Source organism: Kitasatospora sp. SC0581 (assembly GCF_048159585.1).
Taxonomy (GTDB): Bacteria; Actinomycetota; Actinomycetes; order Streptomycetales; family Streptomycetaceae; genus Kitasatospora.
In genome coordinates, this window is record NZ_JBLRWA010000001.1 from 43,916 (window position 1) to 61,216 (window position 17,301).

General features: G+C 72.0%; 16 protein-coding genes. 4 read left to right on the plus strand and 12 right to left on the minus strand.

The genetic code is table 11. The annotated features are described in order from the left end of the window. Positions 1-61: 61 nt before the first annotated feature. The 7 genes from ACLWS4_RS00195 to ACLWS4_RS00225 form a co-directional block, all read right to left on the minus strand. Positions 62-931: an amino acid ABC transporter permease gene (locus tag ACLWS4_RS00195; protein WP_117492528.1), complete on the minus strand. Its 870-nt coding sequence runs from the start codon at positions 929-931 to the stop codon at positions 62-64. After that, the gene (locus ACLWS4_RS00200) at positions 928-1,572 is read right to left on the minus strand and encodes an amino acid ABC transporter permease (protein WP_074004373.1); all 645 of its coding nucleotides are present in this window, start codon (positions 1,570-1,572) and stop codon (positions 928-930) included. The genes ACLWS4_RS00195 and ACLWS4_RS00200 overlap by 4 nt, the downstream gene beginning before the upstream one ends. Positions 1,573-1,584: 12 nt before the next feature. Beyond that, positions 1,585-2,499: a glutamate ABC transporter substrate-binding protein gene (locus ACLWS4_RS00205; RefSeq protein ID WP_416872998.1), complete on the minus strand. Its 915-nt coding sequence runs from the start codon at positions 2,497-2,499 to the stop codon at positions 1,585-1,587. A gap of 54 nt (positions 2,500-2,553) precedes the next feature. Next, positions 2,554-3,282, minus strand: a complete 729-nt coding sequence (locus ACLWS4_RS00210) for an amino acid ABC transporter ATP-binding protein (RefSeq protein WP_206745852.1) — start codon at positions 3,280-3,282, stop codon at positions 2,554-2,556. Between the two features lie 47 nt (positions 3,283-3,329). Continuing rightward, a complete protein-coding gene (locus ACLWS4_RS00215) occupies positions 3,330-3,575 on the minus strand; it encodes a lipopolysaccharide assembly protein LapA domain-containing protein (RefSeq protein WP_049649495.1) in 246 nt (81 codons plus the stop codon). Between the two features lie 156 nt (positions 3,576-3,731). Then, the gene (locus ACLWS4_RS00220; protein WP_416872999.1) at positions 3,732-5,504 is read right to left on the minus strand and encodes an ABC transporter ATP-binding protein; all 1,773 of its coding nucleotides are present in this window, start codon (positions 5,502-5,504) and stop codon (positions 3,732-3,734) included. Between the two features lie 43 nt (positions 5,505-5,547). Next, positions 5,548-7,323 carry an ABC transporter transmembrane domain-containing protein gene (locus ACLWS4_RS00225; protein ID WP_074004370.1) on the minus strand — a complete coding sequence of 592 codons (1,776 nt, stop codon included), beginning with the start codon at positions 7,321-7,323 and terminating at the stop codon, positions 5,548-5,550. A gap of 600 nt (positions 7,324-7,923) precedes the next feature. Here ACLWS4_RS00225 and ACLWS4_RS00230 point away from each other — a divergent pair. After that, positions 7,924-8,790, plus strand: coding sequence for an aldo/keto reductase (locus ACLWS4_RS00230; protein ID WP_074004369.1), 867 nt, complete (start codon positions 7,924-7,926; stop codon positions 8,788-8,790). Between the two features lie 193 nt (positions 8,791-8,983). On the opposite strand, the gene ACLWS4_RS00235 is transcribed toward ACLWS4_RS00230, so the two are convergent. Continuing rightward, positions 8,984-9,808 carry a MarR family winged helix-turn-helix transcriptional regulator gene (locus tag ACLWS4_RS00235; RefSeq protein WP_053111942.1) on the minus strand — a complete coding sequence of 275 codons (825 nt, stop codon included), beginning with the start codon at positions 9,806-9,808 and terminating at the stop codon, positions 8,984-8,986. Positions 9,809-10,253: 445 nt separating this feature from the next. Between ACLWS4_RS00235 and fabG the strand changes: the two genes are divergently transcribed. Together fabG and ACLWS4_RS00245 are read left to right on the plus strand one after the other, a co-directional pair. Then, the gene (gene fabG, locus ACLWS4_RS00240; protein WP_380777725.1) at positions 10,254-11,021 is read left to right on the plus strand and encodes a 3-oxoacyl-ACP reductase FabG; all 768 of its coding nucleotides are present in this window, start codon (positions 10,254-10,256) and stop codon (positions 11,019-11,021) included. A 231-nt stretch (positions 11,022-11,252) separates the two neighbouring features. Beyond that, entirely contained in the window at positions 11,253-12,062 is an 810-nt protein-coding gene (locus tag ACLWS4_RS00245; protein WP_241853035.1) for a phosphatase PAP2 family protein, read from the plus strand. 42 nt (positions 12,063-12,104) lie between these two features. Here the strand turns inward: ACLWS4_RS00245 and ACLWS4_RS00250 are convergent, their stop codons facing one another. Further along, a complete protein-coding gene (locus ACLWS4_RS00250) occupies positions 12,105-12,374 on the minus strand; it encodes an I78 family peptidase inhibitor (RefSeq protein ID WP_416873000.1) in 270 nt (89 codons plus the stop codon). 76 nt (positions 12,375-12,450) lie between these two features. Here ACLWS4_RS00250 and ACLWS4_RS00255 point away from each other — a divergent pair, with 76 nt between their 5' ends. Continuing rightward, the gene (locus ACLWS4_RS00255; RefSeq protein WP_416873001.1) at positions 12,451-12,723 is read left to right on the plus strand and encodes a DUF6343 family protein; all 273 of its coding nucleotides are present in this window, start codon (positions 12,451-12,453) and stop codon (positions 12,721-12,723) included. A 109-nt stretch (positions 12,724-12,832) separates the two neighbouring features. On the opposite strand, the gene ACLWS4_RS00260 is transcribed toward ACLWS4_RS00255, so the two are convergent. The 3 genes from ACLWS4_RS00260 to hpnH all read right to left on the minus strand — a co-directional run bounded on the left by ACLWS4_RS00260 (position 12,833) and on the right by hpnH (position 17,300). Further along, a complete protein-coding gene (locus ACLWS4_RS00260; RefSeq protein ID WP_416873002.1) occupies positions 12,833-14,233 on the minus strand; it encodes an aspartate aminotransferase family protein in 1,401 nt (466 codons plus the stop codon). Then, positions 14,223-16,133 (minus strand): 1-deoxy-D-xylulose-5-phosphate synthase, encoded by a 1,911-nt coding sequence (dxs, locus tag ACLWS4_RS00265; RefSeq protein ID WP_416873003.1) that lies wholly within the window; start codon positions 16,131-16,133, stop codon positions 14,223-14,225. The genes ACLWS4_RS00260 and dxs overlap by 11 nt, the downstream gene beginning before the upstream one ends. 138 nt (positions 16,134-16,271) lie before the next feature. Beyond that, the gene (gene hpnH / locus ACLWS4_RS00270) at positions 16,272-17,300 is read right to left on the minus strand and encodes an adenosyl-hopene transferase HpnH (RefSeq protein ID WP_049649487.1); all 1,029 of its coding nucleotides are present in this window, start codon (positions 17,298-17,300) and stop codon (positions 16,272-16,274) included. Position 17,301 lies beyond the last annotated feature (1 nt).

Here is a 17,301-nt window from a genome sequence, read left to right on the forward strand (position 1 = left end):
CTATGGTTCAGCCCCGAACCGGCCTTCTCACAGCTGCGCCGACCTCACCGCCGCACCGGCCTCACAACTGCGCCGACGGCGGCAGCCCCACCGGCACCCCGGCCTTGGCCACCGGTGCCCCGCCCCGCGCGCTCGGACTGCGCCGGCTGCGCCGCTCCACGAAGCGGGCGAGCCAGGAGAGCAGCAGACACATGCCGATGTAGATCGGCGCGATCACCATCACCACCGGGATGAACGGCAGGTCGTAGTCCAGGTTGGTGGCGATCAGCTTGCCCGCGTGCAGGAACTCCTCGAAGGTGATCAGGAAGCCCAGCGAGGTGTCCTTGAGCGCGACCACCAGCTGACTGATGATGGCCGGCAGCATCGCCCGGTTGGCCTGCGGTACCAGGACGTACGTCATCACCTGGGTCTTGCGCATCCCCAGCGCGAACGCCGCCTCCCGCTGCCCCTTGGGCACCGCGAGCACGCCGGCCCGGAACACCTCGGCCAGCACCGAGCCGTTGTAGAGCACCAGCCCGGCCACCAGCGCCCAGAGCGGCTGCACCTTGAGCGCGACGAAGACGAAGAAGATCATCACCAGCACCGGCATGGCCCGGAAGAACTCCACCACCAGCGTGGCGAGCCAGCGCACCACCCGGTGGTCGGAGAGCCGCCCGGCCGCGAACAGCGCGCCGAACGGCAGTGCGAACAGCACCGTCCAGCCGAAGGCCTGCAAGGTGTTGCCGAGCCCGCGCAGCAGCAGGTCCTGCACGCCCCGGTACTCGAAGGGCTGCCACTTGGCGTACGTGAACTGGTGGGTGTGGAAGAGCATGTAGACCACCCAGCCGATCAGCGCCGCGATCAGCAGCAGCGCGATCCCGCCGTACAGCCGGTGCCGGGAGAGCGCCTTCGGGCCGGGGATGTCGTACAGCGCCGAGGATTCGACCGTCATCGGGACACCGCCACTCGTCGTTCCAGCAGGTTGAAGACGGCGCTGATGGCCAGGGTGATGATCAGGTAGCCGACGGCGATCCAGACGAAGGTCCAGATGATGCTGTAGCCCAACTCGTTGATGGTCCGGTAGGTGCCCAGCAGCTCGGTGACGCTGAACGAGCCGGCGATCGCCGTGTTCTTCGCCAACGCGATCATCACACTGCCGAGCGGCGCCACCACCGAGCGGTACGCCTGCGGCAGCACCACCAGGCTCATCGTCTGCCCGAAGTTCATGCCGAGGCTGCGGGCCGCCTCGCCCTGCCCGGTCGGCACCGTGTTGATGCCCGACCGCATCGACTCGCAGACGAAGGCCGAGGTGTAGCAGCCCAGCGCGAGCACCGCGAAGGTGTAGAAGGGCAGGGTGATGTCGAACCGGGGCAGGCCCAGCACCACGATGAAGAACAGCAGGGTCAGCGGCGTGTTGCGCAGCACCGTCACCCACAGCGTCCCGAACACCCGCAGCGGCTTCACCGGCGAGACCCGGAAGCCCGCGATCAGCACGCCCAGCACCAGCGACAGCACGGCGCTCACCGCGAACAGCGAGAGCGTGCCGAGGAACCCGTCCCAGTAGGTCGACCAGTTGTCGGTCAGCGTTTTCACGGCGCGGCCCTCTCAGTACCGGTCGATCTGCGGCGGGTTCGGCGCCGGCTCCCCGGAGAGGCCGAGGGTCGCCTCGAACGCCCTCCTCCAGTCGCCGTTCTGCATGTGGTACTCCAGGGCGTCGTTGATCGCGCCGCGCAGCACGGTGTCGTTCTTCGGCACCCCGATGCCGTACGGCTCGGTCGAGAACAGCGGGCCGACCACCTTGAGCTCGTCCGGCACCTTGGCCGCGTAGCCGAGCAGGATCGCGTTGTCCGTGGTCACCGCGTCGACCTGGTTGGTGATCAGGTTGTCCACGCAGGCCGAGTAGGTGTCGTAGCCGATCAGCTTGGCCTTCGGGTACTGCGACTGGATGCGCTGGTACGGCGTCGAGCCGGCCGCCGAGCAGACCTTCTTGCCGTCCAGGTCCTGCGGGCCGTGGATGGTGGTGTTGTTCTTGCGCACCAGCAGCGACTGCCCGGCGATGAAGTACGGGCCGGCGAAGCCGACCAGCTTCTTCCGGTTGTCGTTGATGGTGTAGGTGCCGACGTAGTAGTCCACCTGGCCGTTCTGCAGGGCGGTCTCGCGGTTGGCCGAGGCGATCGTCTTGAACTGGATCCGGTCCGGCGGGAAGCCCAAGGAGGCGCCGACCATCTTGGCGATCTCGATGTCGAAGCCGGAGTACACGCCGGTGGCCGGGTTCTTCTGGCCCAGGTACGGCTGGTCCTCCTTGGCGCCGACCACCAGGTGGCCCCGGCCGCGGGCGGCGTCCAGGGTCGGCGAGCCGGTGATCGCGGAGGCGTCCTGCACCTGGTAGCTGGGCAGGGCGCTGGGCTGCGGGCCCTTGGGCGGCGGGGTGCCGGGCTTGCCGCAGCCCGCCACCAGCGCGGTGAACAGCAGGGCGGCGGCGAGCACGCGCCGCCCCGCCCGCGCCACGGGCCTTCCCACAGATCTTCCCGCGGGCCTCGCCGCCGGCGTCGTCTCACGGTTCACGGCGCCGCCTCAGTGCTTCAGGATCTTGGACAGGAAGTCCCGGGCACGATCGCTCTCAGGAGCGCTGAAGAAGTCCTCCGGGGCGCGGTCCTCGACGATCCGGCCGTCGGCCATGAACACGACCCGGTTCGCGGAGGCCCGGGCGAAGCCCATCTCGTGGGTGACCACGATCATCGTCATGCCCTCGCTCGCGAGCTGGCGCATGACGTCCAGCACCTCGTTGATCATCTCGGGGTCGAGCGCCGAGGTGGGCTCGTCGAACAGCAGCGCCTTGGGGTCCATCGCCAGCGCGCGGGCGATCGCGACCCGCTGCTGCTGCCCGCCGGAGAGCTGCGCCGGGTACTTGGCCGCCTGATCGGCGAGGCCCACCCGCTCCAGCAGCGCGCGGGACTTGTCGTCCGCCTCCGCCCTGGGCCGGCCGCGGACCTTGATCTGCGCGAGCGAGACGTTCTGCAGCACGGTCTTGTGCGCGAACAGGTTGAAGGACTGGAACACCATGCCGACCTCGGCGCGCAGCCTGGCCAGCCCCTTGCCCTCCTCGGGCAGCGGCTGGCCGTCGATCAGGATGGTGCCGTCCTCGATCGGCTCCAGCCGGTTGATGGCCCGGCAGAGGGTGGACTTGCCGGAGCCGGACGGGCCGATGACGACGACGACCTCGCCGCGTCCCACCGTCAGCTCGATGTCCTGCAGCACGTGCAGGTCCCCGAAGTGCTTGTTGACCCCGCGCATCTCGATCAGCGGGGTGAAGGCCGATGCGCCGGCCGGAGCCGGTCCGGGGGCTGTGGTCACCTGCTGCGCCGTCCCTTCAGCAGCCAGCCCAGCGCGACGCCCGCGATCAGCGTGGCCAGCAGCGCGATCCAGAGCGGCGCGGTGACGGTGAAGACCCAGAACTGGATCTTGACCTTGTCGAGGTTGGCGAACAGGAACCACACGGCGAGGACGACGATGGCGCCGATCCCGATGTAGCGCGTGGGAATCCCGCCGATCTCACCGCGCGGGGAGCGGGACGAGCCGTCTGAAATCTTGGTCACCGGAGCAGTCTGCGGGCCGGGCGGCCGATTTGCCCGGTTACGCGCCCCTCCGGGCCAGGGAGTAACCCGTACGGGGCAATCCGGCCCCGTACGGGTTTGAAGCCCCCTCCTGCCCGGACGGCCCGCTCCCCGCTCGTCCCGCCCCGGGCCGTCGCGCTACCGCTCGTCCCGCCAGGACCGCCAGAGCGCCGCGTACGGACCGCCCGCCGCGACCAGGTCCGGGTGGCTGCCGTACTCGCTGATCCGCCCGCCCTCGACCACCGCGATCACGTCCGCGTCGTGCGCGGTGTGCAGCCGGTGGGCGATGGCGATGACCGTCCGGCCCTCCAGCACCCTGGAGAGCGAGCGCTCCAGGTGCCGGGCGGCCCGCGGGTCCAGCAGGGAGGTGGCCTCGTCCAGCACCAGGGTGTGCGGATCGGCCAGCACCAGCCGGGCCAGCGCCAGCTGCTGCGCCTGCGGCGGGGTCAGCGAGGCGCCCCCGGAGCCGACCTCGGTGTCCAGGCCCTCCGACAGGGCGTCCACCCAGGCCCCGGCCTCCACCGCGTCCAGAGCGGCCCGCAGCTCGGTGTCGTCCGCGTCGGGCGCGGCCAACCGCAGGTTGTCCCGCAGGGTGCCGACGAAGACGTGGTGCTCCTGGTTCACCAGGGCGACCTGCGCGCGCACCCGCTCGGCCGGCATCCGCGCCAGCGCCGCACCGCCGAGGGTCACGCTGCCGCGGCCAGGGGCGTAGATCCCCGCCAGCAGCCGGCCGAGCGTGGACTTGCCCGCGCCCGACGGCCCGACCAGCGCGACCCGGCTGCCCGGGGCGACGTCCAGGCTGATGCCGTGCAGGACGTCGGCGCCCTCCCGGTAGCCGAACCGGACGTCCTTCGCCTCGACCCGACGGCCGTCCGGCCGGGCGGACTCGTCCCCCTCGTGCTCCGGCACCTCGCGCACGCCGACCAGCCGGGCCAGCGAGGCCTGGCCGATCTGGAGCTCGTCGTACCAGCGCAGGATCAGGTCCACCGGGCCGGTCAGCATCTGCGCGTAGAGCACGCCGGTGGTCAACTGGCCCACGGTGATCCAGCCCCGGAGGGTGAACAGCCCGCCGAGCACCAGGGTGGCGAGCACCGCCGAGGTGTAGACCGCGTCGATGGTCGGGAACCAGACCGAGCGCAGCCACAGGGTGTACCGCTCCCAGGCCAGCCACTCGCGCAGCTTGCGGTCGGTCAGCCGGACCCGCTGGTCGCCCAGCCGCAGGGCCTCGACCGTCCGCCCGGCGTCGACCGTCTCGGCCAGCACGTTGCTCACCGCCGCGTACCCGGCCGACTCGCTGCGGTAGGACTGCGGCGCGCGCCGGAAGTACCAGCGGGAGCTGACCAGCAGCAGCGGCAGGCCGACCAGCGAGGTCAGTGCGAGCAGCGGCGACGTGATCAGCAGCGCACCGAGCACCAGGAGCAACGACACCACGGCGACGGCGAGTTCGGGCACCGCCTCGCGCACCGACTTGTCCAGCCGGTCGATGTCGGTGGTGCCCCGGGAGACCAGGTCCCCGGTGCCGGCCCGCTCCAGCACCCCGGTCGGCAGGGCCACCGAGCGGACCAGGAAGTCCTCGCGCAGGTCGGCCAGCACCTTCTCGCCGAGCACCGCGCCGCGCATCCGCGACCAGCCGGTGAACGCCGCCTGCGCCACCAGGGCCAGCAGGTACCAGGCGACCGCCACCGTGATGGTGGACCCGGCCGTCCCGGTGGCCAGCGACTCGACCAGGCGGCCGAGCACCCAGGGCCCGACCAGCCCGGCCAGCGTGGCCGTCGAGTGCAGTGTCACCACCGCGGAGAACCCGCGGCGGTGCCGCCGCGCGAGCAGCAGCAGGTACCCGCGCACGGCGGCCGGGGAGCCGACCGGCAGGGTGGTGGCCGGCCCCTGTTCCTCCTGGACGGGGGGCTTCATGACGTACTCCTCGCGCTCGTGGCAGGGAAGTTGACGATGGTCCTCATACGGCCCCACCCACCGGGCGGGCCGCTTCCTCGTCGCGGGTGACCACGGCCCGGTAGGCCGGCTCGGTCCGCATCAGCTCACGGTGCCGCCCGGCCGCGACGACCCGGCCCTCCTGCAGCAGCACCACCCGGTCCGCCTGGTCGAGCAGCAGCGGGCTGGTCGCGAACACCACGGTGGTGCGGCCGGCTCGGGTGTCCCGCAGCCCGGAGGCGATCCGCGACTCGGTGTGCGCGTCCACCGCGCTGGTGGGCTCGTCCAGCACCAGCACCGGAGGGTCCGCCAGCAGGGCGCGGGCCAGCGCGAGCCGCTGGCGCTGCCCGCCGGAGAGCGAGCGTCCGCGCTCGGTGATCCGGGCGCGCATCGGGTCTCCCCCGCACTCCGGCGAGCCCTCCACCAGGGCCTCCAGCACGTCGTCGGACCGGGCCGCCGCGAGGGCCTCGGCCGCCGGGACCCGCCCCGAGGACGGGATGTCGAACAGCTCGGCCAGCGTGCCGGAGAGCAGCACCGGCTCCTTGTCGTGGACCAGCACCGCCGCCCTGGCCTCGGCCAACGGCACCGCGTCCAGCTCCGTGCCGCCGAGCCGCGCCGAGGCCTCTGCCCGTTCGCCCTCGGCCAACGGGACGTGGCCGCCGAGCCGCTCGGCCAGCGCCCCGGCGTAGTCCGGGTCCCCGCAGACCACCGCGGTCAGCTCGCCGGCCCGCGCCGTCAGCCCGCTCGCCGGGTCGTGCAGGTCGGCCTTGTCCGGCCTGGCCAGCGCGGCCTCGGCCGTACCGGTGGTCCGGTCCAGCGAGAGCACCCGGACGGCCCGCCCGGCGGAGACCCGGGCCACGCTCCAGGCGTGCGCCGCCTCACCGAGGATGCGCAGCGGAGCGGCCAGGAAGGCCGTCGCGCCGTACACCGCGATCAGGGTGCCGACGGCGAGCTCGCCGGAGGCCACCAGCCGGGCGCCGTACCAGGTGACGCCGACCACGAACAGGCCCGGCAGCAGCACCTGTTGGGCCTGCATCAGCGACCAGATCCGGGACGACCGGACGGCCGCCGCCCGGACCTTCTGCGACGCGGCCCGGTACCGCTCCAGGAACAGCTCCTCGCCGCCGATGCCGCGCAGCACCCGCAGCCCCGCGACGGTGTCGGCCGCCAGCTCGGTGGCCTTGCCGCCGAGGGCGCGCTGCTGTTCGTAGCGCCGCTCGAACGGCCCGATCAGCGGCCAGACGGAGGCCGCCAGCACCGGGACGCCGAGCAGCACCCCGGCCCCGAGCACCGGATCGACCGTCAGGACCACCACGCTGACGGCCAGCCAGACGATCACCGCGGACCGGACCCGGGCGACCAGCTCGACGTACCAGCCGATCCGCTCGACGTCCCCGCTGCCGACCGCGACGACCTCGCCGGTGGCGATCCGGCGGGACAGCCCGGCCCCAAGGTGCGAGGCCTGCCGGGCCACCAACTGCCGTACGTGGGTGGCCGCGTGGATCCAGTTCCAGACCGCCTGGCGGTGCAACAGCACGGTGCCGACCGAGGCGCCCGCGCCCAGCAGCAGGAGGAGCCCGGCGGCCCGCCAGATCCCGCCGGCGTCGCCGTCCACGGCGGCCTGCACGCCGAGCCCGAGCGGTATCGGCAGGGCGGCCTGGCCCCCCATCTCGATCAGCGCCCAGAGGGTGGCGAGCAGCTGCCCGCGCCGCTGGCTGCGCTGCAGCCAGCGCAGGAAGGCCAGGGGTGAGGAGAGGTCGGGACGGCCGGGATCGGCCAGCGGCAGGGGGGTGAGCAGCATGACACTCCGATACGAGCAGTGCGCGGGTGCGGGGCACGGGCACACAGGGGTGCGGGGGAGCCAGGAAGCAAGGGGAGCCGGGAAGCAGGGGGAACAGGGCCCACGGAGCGCCTCAGCACCGTGCGCGCAGCACGCACGGCGACGGAACGGCAGGCGGCCCGGGCCGGCGGGCGGAGGATGCGCGGCGCTGCGGCACGGCGCCCGGCGCGACATCGACGCTGCGTCCGGAGCGGACACCGGACGGACATGGAATGGGCACGAAGGGCCCGGAAGTCAGGAGGTCATGGCCGCGAGCCTGCCAACCTCGATGTGATCCGCGCAACAGGTTTTTCCTCCGCCGACCGCGCGCGCCACGCCCCGCCCGCCACGCGCCGGGCCCGCACTCCCCCTGTGCGCCCCCGCGGGCTCCCGGCAGGCTTCCCGCGAGCCCCCCGCACGTCCCCCACCAGGGCGGTTCCGCCCCGTCACCGGCCGGCCGCCGCCCAGGCCAAACCCCCGCAAAGCTTCACCCAAGATTCGCCCGTTCGGCGGGAACAATCACACCGGGACACCAGTTGCCCCCACTGGAACAGCAGGACAATCAGGAGGGCACCTCTTCCCGTGAGCAGCATCCCCACCGTCACCCTCAACGACGGCGCGCAGATCCCGCAGCTCGGCTTCGGCGTGTGGCAGGTCCCGGACGCCGAGGCCACCCCCGCCGTCCGCGCCGCGATCGAGGCGGGCTACCGCTCCATCGACACCGCGGCCATCTACGAGAACGAGGCCGGCACCGGCGCGGCGATCACCGAGGCGCTGGCGGGCGGCGTGGCCCGCGAGGACCTCTACGTCACCACCAAGCTGTGGAACTCGGGCACCCGCGACTGGTCCGGCGAGCAGGGCCGCGACGCGGTGCTGCGCGAGTTCGACGCCTCGCTGGCCAAGCTCGGCCTCGACCAGCTCGACCTGTACCTGATCCACTGGCCGCGCCCGATGCACGGCGACAGCTACCTGAACATCTGGAAGGCCTTCGAGCAGCTGAAGGCGGACGGCAAGGTCAAGTCGATCGGCGTCTCCAACTTCGGCACCGAGCAGCTGACCCGCCTGCTGGACGAGGCCTCCGTCGCCCCGGCCCTGAACCAGGTCGAGCTGCACCCGTACTTCCCGCAGACGGAGCTGCGCGCGTTCCACGCCGAGCACGGCATCGCCACCGAGGCGTGGAGCCCGCTGGGCCAGGGCAAGGAGCTGCTCGCCGAGCCCGCACTGGTGAAGATCGCCGAGAAGCACGGCCGCACGGTCGCCCAGGTGGTGCTGCGCTGGCACCTCCAGAGCGGCGTGATCGCCATCCCGAAGTCGGTCACCCCGTCCCGGATCCGGGAGAACCTGGACGTCGCCGGCTTCGAGCTGGACGCCGAGGACCTCGCGGCGATCGCCGCCGTGGCCACCGGCAAGCGGATCGGCCCGGACCCGCAGGAGTTCGACTGGAACTGACGCGCCCGGGGTCCCGGCTCCCGGGCCCCCGAACCGTCTGAGCACCCGACCGGCTGACCACCGGTCGCACGAAGACCGCCCGCACCTCTACAGGAGCGGGCGGCCTTCGGTGTGCCCCGATGCGCCAAAGCCCATGGCCATGGACCCTCAGCGTTTTGGCGAATCGTTTTGGCTACGGTGGCGAACTTTTGACCTACAGCCTGCCCGCCTTGGCGATGAGCGCGAGCGCGGCCTCGTGCTCACCCTCCTCCAGCGGTGCCAGCAGCAGCCGCTGGACCTCGGCCACCCCAGCGGCCGAGCGGTGCAGCAGGTCCTGTCCCGCCGGTGAGAGCGAGAGCAGGTTGCGCCGTCCGTCCGAGGGGTCGCGCCGACGCTGCACCAGACCGCGGCGCACCAGCCGGCTGACCATCTCGGCCATCGTGGCCTTGTCCAGCGAGGCCAGCTCGCCGACCGTGCGCTGGTCGGCGCCCGGTTCCAGCTCCAACGCGTCCAGCACCGCGTACTGCGGAGCCGTCAGCTCGGCGCCCACGTGCTCCGACCAGAGCTTGGTGTGCACCTGCTGGCTCACCCTGATCAGGTAGCCGATCGCCCGCTGGGCGTCCAGTATCGGCCGCGCGTCGGTGATGACGGCGACCGCCGCGGGCTCCAGCCTGGCTATCTTGGCCATCACCCGGACGATCTCGACCTGTTCCTCCGCCGTGAGCGGTTCGAACAGGACGCGCTGAACGCGGACCACACCACCGGTGGCCTCGCGCACCGCCTGGGCGCCGCCCTGCGAGAGGGCCAGCAGCTTGCGCCGGCCGTCGGCCGGGTCGCGCCTGCGCAGCACCAGGCCACGACGGACCAGCCGCGCGACCATCTCGGCCATCGTGGCCTTGTCGAGCGAGGCCCGCTCGCCGACCGTCCGCTGGTCCGCACCCGGTTCCAGGGCCAGGACCAGCAGCACGGCGAACTGCGGAGCCGTGAGATCGGCTCCGACGTGTTCGGACCACAAGCGGGTGTGGACCTGCTGTGCCACGCGAATCAGGTGTCCTGGCGACTGCTGCAGTCGCGTAGACACGCGGGTTGTCGGGATCTCCCCCAGCACCATGTATCCGTCCCGATGTCACACCCGGTGTGTGTGGGACACCCGGGTGGGGCAGTAACGGCGAGTGGGCGTCCAGCTATGAGGGAGGGCGCTCCAGCCGTGCAGCCGGTGGCTGCTGGCGGACACTATACAAACGGCGGGCCCTTGCTGGCAGGCAGGGGCGGATAGTAGACGCAGGTTCGGCAACATTGGCATATTTACTCGCTGCGAACAGCTTGCAGTAACCCGTTCTGAGCAGAAAGCCGACCGGTCGGTCCTTACCCACCGTCACCTGCGTCTCTCCACCCTGGCCGCTCCCCCTACCCGCCGGTAGGGTGTGGCCACCCTCTCCGGGGGCTCTCCCCGGGAGGCACTCCCGAGAGAGACGAGAGCGAGCATGACCGAGCAGAGCACCGCCCCCCGGGTCGCCGTCGTGACCGGCGCCGCCCGCGGCCTGGGCGCCGCCACCGCCGTCCGGCTGGCCGCCGACGGCTACGCGGTCGCCGTCCTGGACCTGGACGAAGCGGCCGGCCAGGAGACCGTCGACCGGATCACCGCCGCCGGCGGCAGGGCGCTCGCCGTCGGCGCCGACGTCTCGGACGCCGAGCAGGTCCAGGCCGCCGTCGACCGGGTGGCCGCCGAGCTCGGCGCCCCCGTCGTCCTGGTGAACAACGCGGGTGTGCTCCGCGACAACCTGCTCTTCAAGATGTCCGAGTCCGACTGGGACACGGTCATCAACGTTCACCTCCGCGGCGCCTTCCTGATGACCCGCGCGGTGCAGAAGCACATGGTCGACGCCGGTTTCGGCCGCATCGTCAACCTGTCCTCGTCCTCGGCCCAGGGCAACCGCGGCCAGGCCAACTACTCGGCCGCCAAGGCCGGTCTCCAGGGCTTCACCAAGACTTTGGCCATCGAGCTGGGCAAGTTCGGCATCACGGCCAACGCGGTCGCCCCGGGCTTCATCGCCACGGACATGACAGCAGCCACCGCGGCCCGGGTCGGCATGGACTTCGAAGACTTCAAGCGGGCCGCAGCCTCTCAGATCCCGGTCCAGCGGGTCGGTCAGCCCGAGGACGTCGCCCACACCATCGCGTTCCTCGCGAGCGAGGGCGCCGGCTTCGTCTCCGGCCAGGTGATCTACGTCGCGGGCGGCCCCCTCGACTGAGCACGGAACCTACACAGGGTTACCACGGAGTGGGAAGCCGGGCGCACCGGCCTCCCACTCCGTTTGCTTTACCGGGGCTTTTGCAGAACCATTCGACGACCACACTGGCTTTCGATCCTGAAATAGCGGAAATCACCCCTCGGACCACCCCTGGTCGGCCCAATTGTCGATTTCCCGGGAAAATGACAATTACCACCGGAATAGCCCTGTCCGGATGGGTAAGGTCACCCCGTGCAATCCAGAAGTACCCCCGTTCCCCTTCCGCGCCAGGGGCCGGAGCGCCGCACCGCCGAGACCGGCCGCCTGGACCGTCCCACCGCCCCCGCGCGCCACCTCGCCCCGCTCGGCCCCGACCCCGGCGAGCCCGGCTGGCCGCCGATGAGCCGACGGCAGGCCGCCCTCCTCGCCGTCACCCTGGCCGGCTACCTGCTGGTGCTGGCCGGCGTCCTGCTCAACACCGCGCTGGTCGACCTCGACTGGTCGGTCCGGCTGCTGCGCCCCTACGAGCGGTGGCCCCGGCTGGAGCCGCTGCTCGACACCTGGGTGGTCGCCGGGCAGCGCGGCCCGTCGGCGATCGCCGCCTTCGTCTGGCTCGGCTGGCGGGCCCACCGCCTCGGCCGACTGCGCCCGCTGCTGGTCATGGGCATCGCGCTGTTGTTGCTCAACGTCACCGTCGGCGCGGTCAAGATCGTCACCGGCCGGCTCGGCCCGCACTACGCGCAGTACGTCGGCTCGCCCGAGCTCTTCTCCGGCGGCACCATCTTCCCCTCCGGCCACACCGCCAACGCGGTGGTCACCTGGGGCGTGCTCGCCTACCTCGCCGTCCGCTGGCGGCGGACCGGCGCGGTGATCGCCGCCGCCACCGCCTGCTCGATCGGTCTGACCACGGTCTACCTGGGCACCCACTGGGTCACCGACGTCCTGGCCGGCTGGGCCGCCGGACTGCTCGTCCTGCTCTCGCTGCCGCTGCTGGAACCCCTGGTCGCCGCCGCCGAACAGCGGCTCCACCGGCGCTTCGGCCGCCGACACCTGCTCTGCTGAACCCGGGCCCGCCCGAACCAGAGCCGACGGGTCACCGCGGTCCTACCCCTCCCAGCTGCGCTCGACCACACCGTTGCGCACCGCGAGGTTGAGCCGCCCCTGGCGGTACTCCATGGTCATCAGGTCCCCCGGCTCCAGCACCCGGACCGACGCCCAGCCGTGCCGCCGGGCCAACTCCCGGGCCCGCTCGATCCGCAGCCCCGCGTACCCCTCGCCGTCCTGGCCCGCCGCCCCCGAACCGGAGCCCGAACCCGAACCCGAACCCGAACCCGCCGCACCGGACTCCGCCCCCACCGCGTCCGAACCCGACATCGCGCCTCCCCCGGCTCGCCTCCTCGGACGTACGCTGGAATCGTAGCCCGACCCACGCGGTCCGGAGGTGAACGGCATGCGCACCACCACCCCGCGCCGGTGGCGCAGCGGCACCGAGCCGGCCACCGCCCGCAGCGACCTCAAGCTCCGCTACCTGCTCTCGCTCACCTTCACCCCGTTGTTCGCGCTGGCCACGGCGGGGTTCGCCGTCTGGGCGGCCTTCTCGCCCGCCTACGGCGCGCCCAGCCGGGGCACCCTCACCGGCTTCGCCGTGGCCTGCGGCCTGCTCACCCTGTTCGCCGCCGTCGATCTCGTGGTTGTCATCCGGCGCCGCCGGACCGAGCTCTGACGCGGTGTCTCCCACGGAGTGGGAAGTCGACCCGGCCGACTTCCCACTCCGTGCCGTCGACTTCCCACACCGTGCACCCACGATCCCGACCCCAGCGGCCCCGGCAGCCTCAGCGCCCGCCGACCGCCTGCTTCACCAGCGTCCGCCCGAAGTCCCACATCAGCCCGCTCCCCCGGTGGGCCTCGTCCATGATCTCGGTGAAGGCGTCCACGAACCGGTCCACGTCACGCTCGGTGATGATCAGCGGGGGGATCAGCTTGATCACTTCCAGGTGGTCCCCCGACACCTGGGTCAGGATGCGGTGCCGCTGCAGCAGCGGCACGACCACCATCTGCGCGAACAGCCCCTTGCGCGCCGCCTGGAGCGCGGTCCAACCGGCGCGCAGCTTCAGCGACTTGGGCCGGCCGAACTCGATCCCGATCATCAGCCCGCGCCCGCGCACCTCGGCGAGCAGCTCGTACTGGTCGACCAGCGCGGTCAGCCGTCCACGGAAGTAGTCGCCCACCTTGCGGGCGTTCTCCACCACCTGCTCGTCGCCCATCACCTCCAGGGTCGCCAGCCCGGCCGCCATGGCCTGGGCGTTGGACCCGAAGCTGGCCGAGTGCACCAGCACCCGGTCCATCGAGGAGTACACCTTCTCGAAGATCCAGCCCTTGCCGAGCGTCGCCCCGACCGGCACGTACCCGCCGGACAGCGCCTTGGCGGCGCAGACCAGGTCCGGCAGCACGCCGTCCTCGTGCTGGTAGGCGAAGAACTCGCCGGTGCGGCCGATGCCGGTCTGCACCTCGTCGCAGATCAGCAGCGCCCGGTGCTCGTGGAGCAGCGCCTGGGCGGCCCGCAGCCAGCCGGGCGGCGGCGCCTGGACGCCCTTGCCCTGGATCGGCTCGACGATCAGCCCCGCGACGTCGCCGCGCTTCAACTCCTTGGCCAGCGCGCCGAGATCGCCGAGCGGGACGGCGGTGTCCGGCAGCAGCGGGTCGAAGCCCTTGCGGAAGCCGCTCTCCCCGTTGACGGAGAGCGAGCCGGTGGTCAGCCCGTGGAAGGCGTGGTCGGCGTACAGGATCCGCTTCCGTCCGGTGGCGTACCGGGCGAACTTGAGCGCCGTCTCCACCGCTTCGGTGCCGCTGTTGCCGAAGAACACCCGGTCCAGTCCGGGCGCGTACGACAGCAGCCGCTCGGCCAGCAGCCCGGGCAGCGGTGAGCAGTCGAAGCGGACCAGGTCCGGCAGGTCGAGGTCCATCACCTGCTGGACCGCCGAGCGCACCACCGGGTGGTGGCGGCCGAGCGCGAAGATGCCGAAGCCGGCCAGCATGTCGAGGTACTCGTTGCCCTCGGCGTCGTAGAAGTACTGGCCCCGGGCGCGCTCGTAGTACCTGTCGAAGCCGATGGTGCGCAGCATCCGCGGCAGCTGCGGGTTGAGGTAGCGGCCGTGCAACTCGTAGCGCTCGCCGCCGCGTTCGGCGATCAGCGCGGCGAGGTCGAAGGCGGGGCGGTCTGGTTCAGCCGGCATGGCGCGGGTTCGCTCCTCGGGTCGTTAGCAGGTTCTTGGCGAAGACGGCGGTCTGGGCGGCGACCCCGGTCCCGGTCAGCCCCGCCTCCTCCAGGATCTCCCCGCGCGAGGCGTGGCCGAGGAACTCCTGGGGCAGGCCGAGCACCCGCACCGGCACGTCCACGTCGGCGTCGCGCAGCGCCTGGGCGACGGCCGAACCGACGCCTCCGGTACGGCCGTTGTCCTCGACGGTGACCACCAGCCGGTGGGCTGCGGCGAGTTCGGGCAGCACCGGGTCGACCGGCTTGACCCAGCGCGGGTCGACCACGGTCGCGGTGAAGCCCTCGGCGAGCAGCAGCCGGGCCGCGTCCAGGCAGGCGGAGGCGGTGGTGCCGACGGCGACCAGCAGGATCTCGGGCGCCCGCCCGGTGCGCAGCAGCACGTCCACCCCGCCGGTCCGCTCGACGGCCGGCACCGCGGGCCCGACGTTCCCCTTCGGGAAGCGGACGACGGTCGGGACGTCGCCGACCTCGACGGCCTCGCGCAGCTGGGCGCGCAGCTGTTCCGCGTCGCGCGGCGCGGCGAGCCGCAGGCCGGGGACGACCTGGAGGATCGACATGTCCCACATGCCGTTGTGCGAGGCGCCGTCCGGCCCGGTCACCCCGGAGCGGTCGAGCACGAAGGTGACGCCCAGCCGGTGCAGGGCGACGTCCATCAGCACCTGGTCGAAGGCCCGGTTGAGGAAGGTCGCGTAGACCGCGACCACCGGGTGCAGTCCGCCGGTGGCCAGCCCCGCCGCGCTGGTGACGGCGTGCTGCTCGGCGATCCCGACGTCGAAGGTCCGCTCCGGGTAGGCCTTGGCGAACGGGGCCAGGCCCACCGGCTGGAGCATGGCCGCGGTGATCGCCACGAGGTCCGGCCGCTCGGCTCCGAGGGTGAGCAGCTCGTCCCCGAACACCGAGGTCCAGGAGACGCCGCCGCTGGGCGAGATCGGCAGGCAGGTGTACGGGTCGATCGGGTTGACGGCGTGGAAGCGGTCGGCCTCGTCCTGCTCGGCCGGCCGGTAGCCGCGGCCCTTGACGGTCAGGCAGTGCACGATGACCGGTCCGCCGAAGTTGCGGGCCTGGCGCAGCGCCTGTTCGACCGCGCCCAGGTCGTGGCCGTCGATCGGCCCGAGGTACTTGAGGCCGAGGTCCTCGAACATGCCCTGCGGGGCGAAGGCGTCCTTGAACCCCTTCTTGGCGCCGTGCAGCGCGTCGAAGATCGGCTGGCCGACCAGCGGGGTGCGCTGGAGGGCCTCCTTGCCCAGGGCGAGGAAGCGCTCGTAGCCCTGGGTGGTGCGCAGGGTGGCCAGGTGGTTGGCGAGGCCGCCGATGGTCCTGGCGTAGGAGCGCTCGTTGTCGTTGACGACGATGACCAGCGGCCGGTCGCGCGCCTCGGCGATGTTGTTGAGCGCCTCCCAGGCGAGGCCGCCGGTGAGGGCGCCGTCGCCGATCACCGCGACGGTGTGCCGGTCGTGCTGGCCGAGCAGCCGGGCCGCCTTGGCCAGGCCGTCGGCGTAGGAGAGCGCCGTGGAGGCGTGCGAGTTCTCGACCAGGTCGTGCTCGGACTCGCCCCGCGCGGGGTACCCGGAGAGTCCGCCGCGCATCCGCAGCCGGCTGAAGTCCTGGCGGCCGGTGAGCAGTTTGTGGACGTAGCTCTGGTGGCCGGTGTCGAAGACGATCCGGTCGTACGGCGAGTCGAAGACCCGGTGCAGCGCGATGGTCAGCTCCACCACGCCGAGGTTGGGCCCGAGGTGGCCGCCGGTGCGGGTGACGGCCTCGATCAGGAAGTCGCGGATCTCGTCGGCGAGCAGGGGCAGTTCGACGGCCGGGAGCTTGCGCAGCTCGGCCGGGGACGTGACGCGGGAGAGCAGTGACATGGGTTCACCTCACGACTCGGAGCGGTGCGGTGGTGCCTCCACCCGGCCCGGGCGCGGGCCGGCCTGGCTGCGGGGGCGGAGCCGGCCCCGGGCGCGGGGCCCGGGGCCGGGGCGCCGACCCGGAGGTCGGCTCCTGGCTCAGCGGCCCTTGTTGCCGTTGACGGTCTCGGTGATGGCGCGCAGCGACTGCTGCAGCGAGCCCATCGTCGCGAGGACGGCGGTCGGCTCGTAGCCGCAGTGGGCCATGCAGTTCTCGCAGCGCGGGTCCTTGCCGCGGCCGTACTTGCTCCAGTCGGTCTTCTCGACCAGCTCGCGGTAGGTCGGCACGTAGCCGTCGGCCATCAGGTAACAGGGCCGCTGCCAGCCGAACAGCGAGTAGTTGGGGATGCCCCAGGGGGTGCACTCGAAGTCGGCCTTGCCCTCCAGGAAGTCCAGGAAGAGCGGGCTGTGGTTGAGGCGCCAGCGCTTGCGGTTGCCGTCGGCGAAGGCCGCGCGGAAGAGCGCCCTGGTCTGCTCGACGCCGAGGAAGTGCTCCTGGTCGGGGGCCTTCTCGTAGGCGTAGGCGGGCGAGATCATCATCTCGTCCACCTTGAGCTCGTCGTTGAGGTAGTCCAGCACCTCGATGACGGTCTGCGGGGTGTCGGTGTTGAAGAAGGTGCTGTTGGTGGTGACCCGGAAGCCGCGCCGCTTGGCCTCCTTGATCGCGGCCACGGCCTCGTCGAAGGTGCCCTCCTTGGCCACCGACTCGTCGTGCCGCTCGCGCATGCCGTCGATGTGCACCGCGAAGGTGAAGTACGGCGAGGGCGTGAACTTGTCCATCTTCTTGCGCATCAGCAGCGCGTTGGTGCAGAGGAACACGTACTTGCGGCGCTCGACGAGCTGCCGGACGATCTCGTCGATCTGCGGGTGCATCAGCGGCTCGCCGCCGGCGATCGAGACCATCGGGGCACCCGACTCCAGGACCGCGCCGACCGCCTGGGCGACGGGCATCCGCTGCTTCAGGACGCCCGCCGGGTGCTGGATCTTGCCGCAGCCCTCACAGGCGAGGTTGCAGGCGAAGAGCGGTTCCAGCTCCACGATCAGCGGGAACTTGTCCCGGCGCTTGAGCAGCTTCTGCTGCATGAGGTAGGTGCCGACCCGCACGGTCTGGCGCAACGGCATGGCCATG

Excerpts from the sequence above, each read along its gene's own strand:
- ACLWS4_RS00195 (WP_117492528.1), bottom strand. The coding sequence starts at position 931 with ATGACGGTCGAATCCTCGGCGCTGTACGACATCCCCGGCCCGAAGGCG.
- ACLWS4_RS00220 (WP_416872999.1), bottom strand. The coding sequence starts at position 5,504 with ATGAAGCCCCCCGTCCAGGAGGAACAGGGGCCGGCCACCACCCTGCCG.
- ACLWS4_RS00225 (WP_074004370.1), bottom strand. The coding sequence starts at position 7,323 with ATGCTGCTCACCCCCCTGCCGCTGGCCGATCCCGGCCGTCCCGACCTC.
- fabG (WP_380777725.1), top strand. The coding sequence starts at position 10,254 with ATGACCGAGCAGAGCACCGCCCCCCGGGTCGCCGTCGTGACCGGCGCC.
- ACLWS4_RS00250 (WP_416873000.1), bottom strand. The coding sequence starts at position 12,374 with ATGTCGGGTTCGGACGCGGTGGGGGCGGAGTCCGGTGCGGCGGGTTCG.
- ACLWS4_RS00255 (WP_416873001.1), top strand. The coding sequence starts at position 12,451 with ATGCGCACCACCACCCCGCGCCGGTGGCGCAGCGGCACCGAGCCGGCC.
- ACLWS4_RS00260 (WP_416873002.1), bottom strand. The coding sequence starts at position 14,233 with ATGCCGGCTGAACCAGACCGCCCCGCCTTCGACCTCGCCGCGCTGATC.
- dxs (WP_416873003.1), bottom strand. The coding sequence starts at position 16,133 with ATGTCACTGCTCTCCCGCGTCACGTCCCCGGCCGAGCTGCGCAAGCTC.
- hpnH (WP_049649487.1), bottom strand. The coding sequence starts at position 17,300 with ATGGCCATGCCGTTGCGCCAGACCGTGCGGGTCGGCACCTACCTCATG.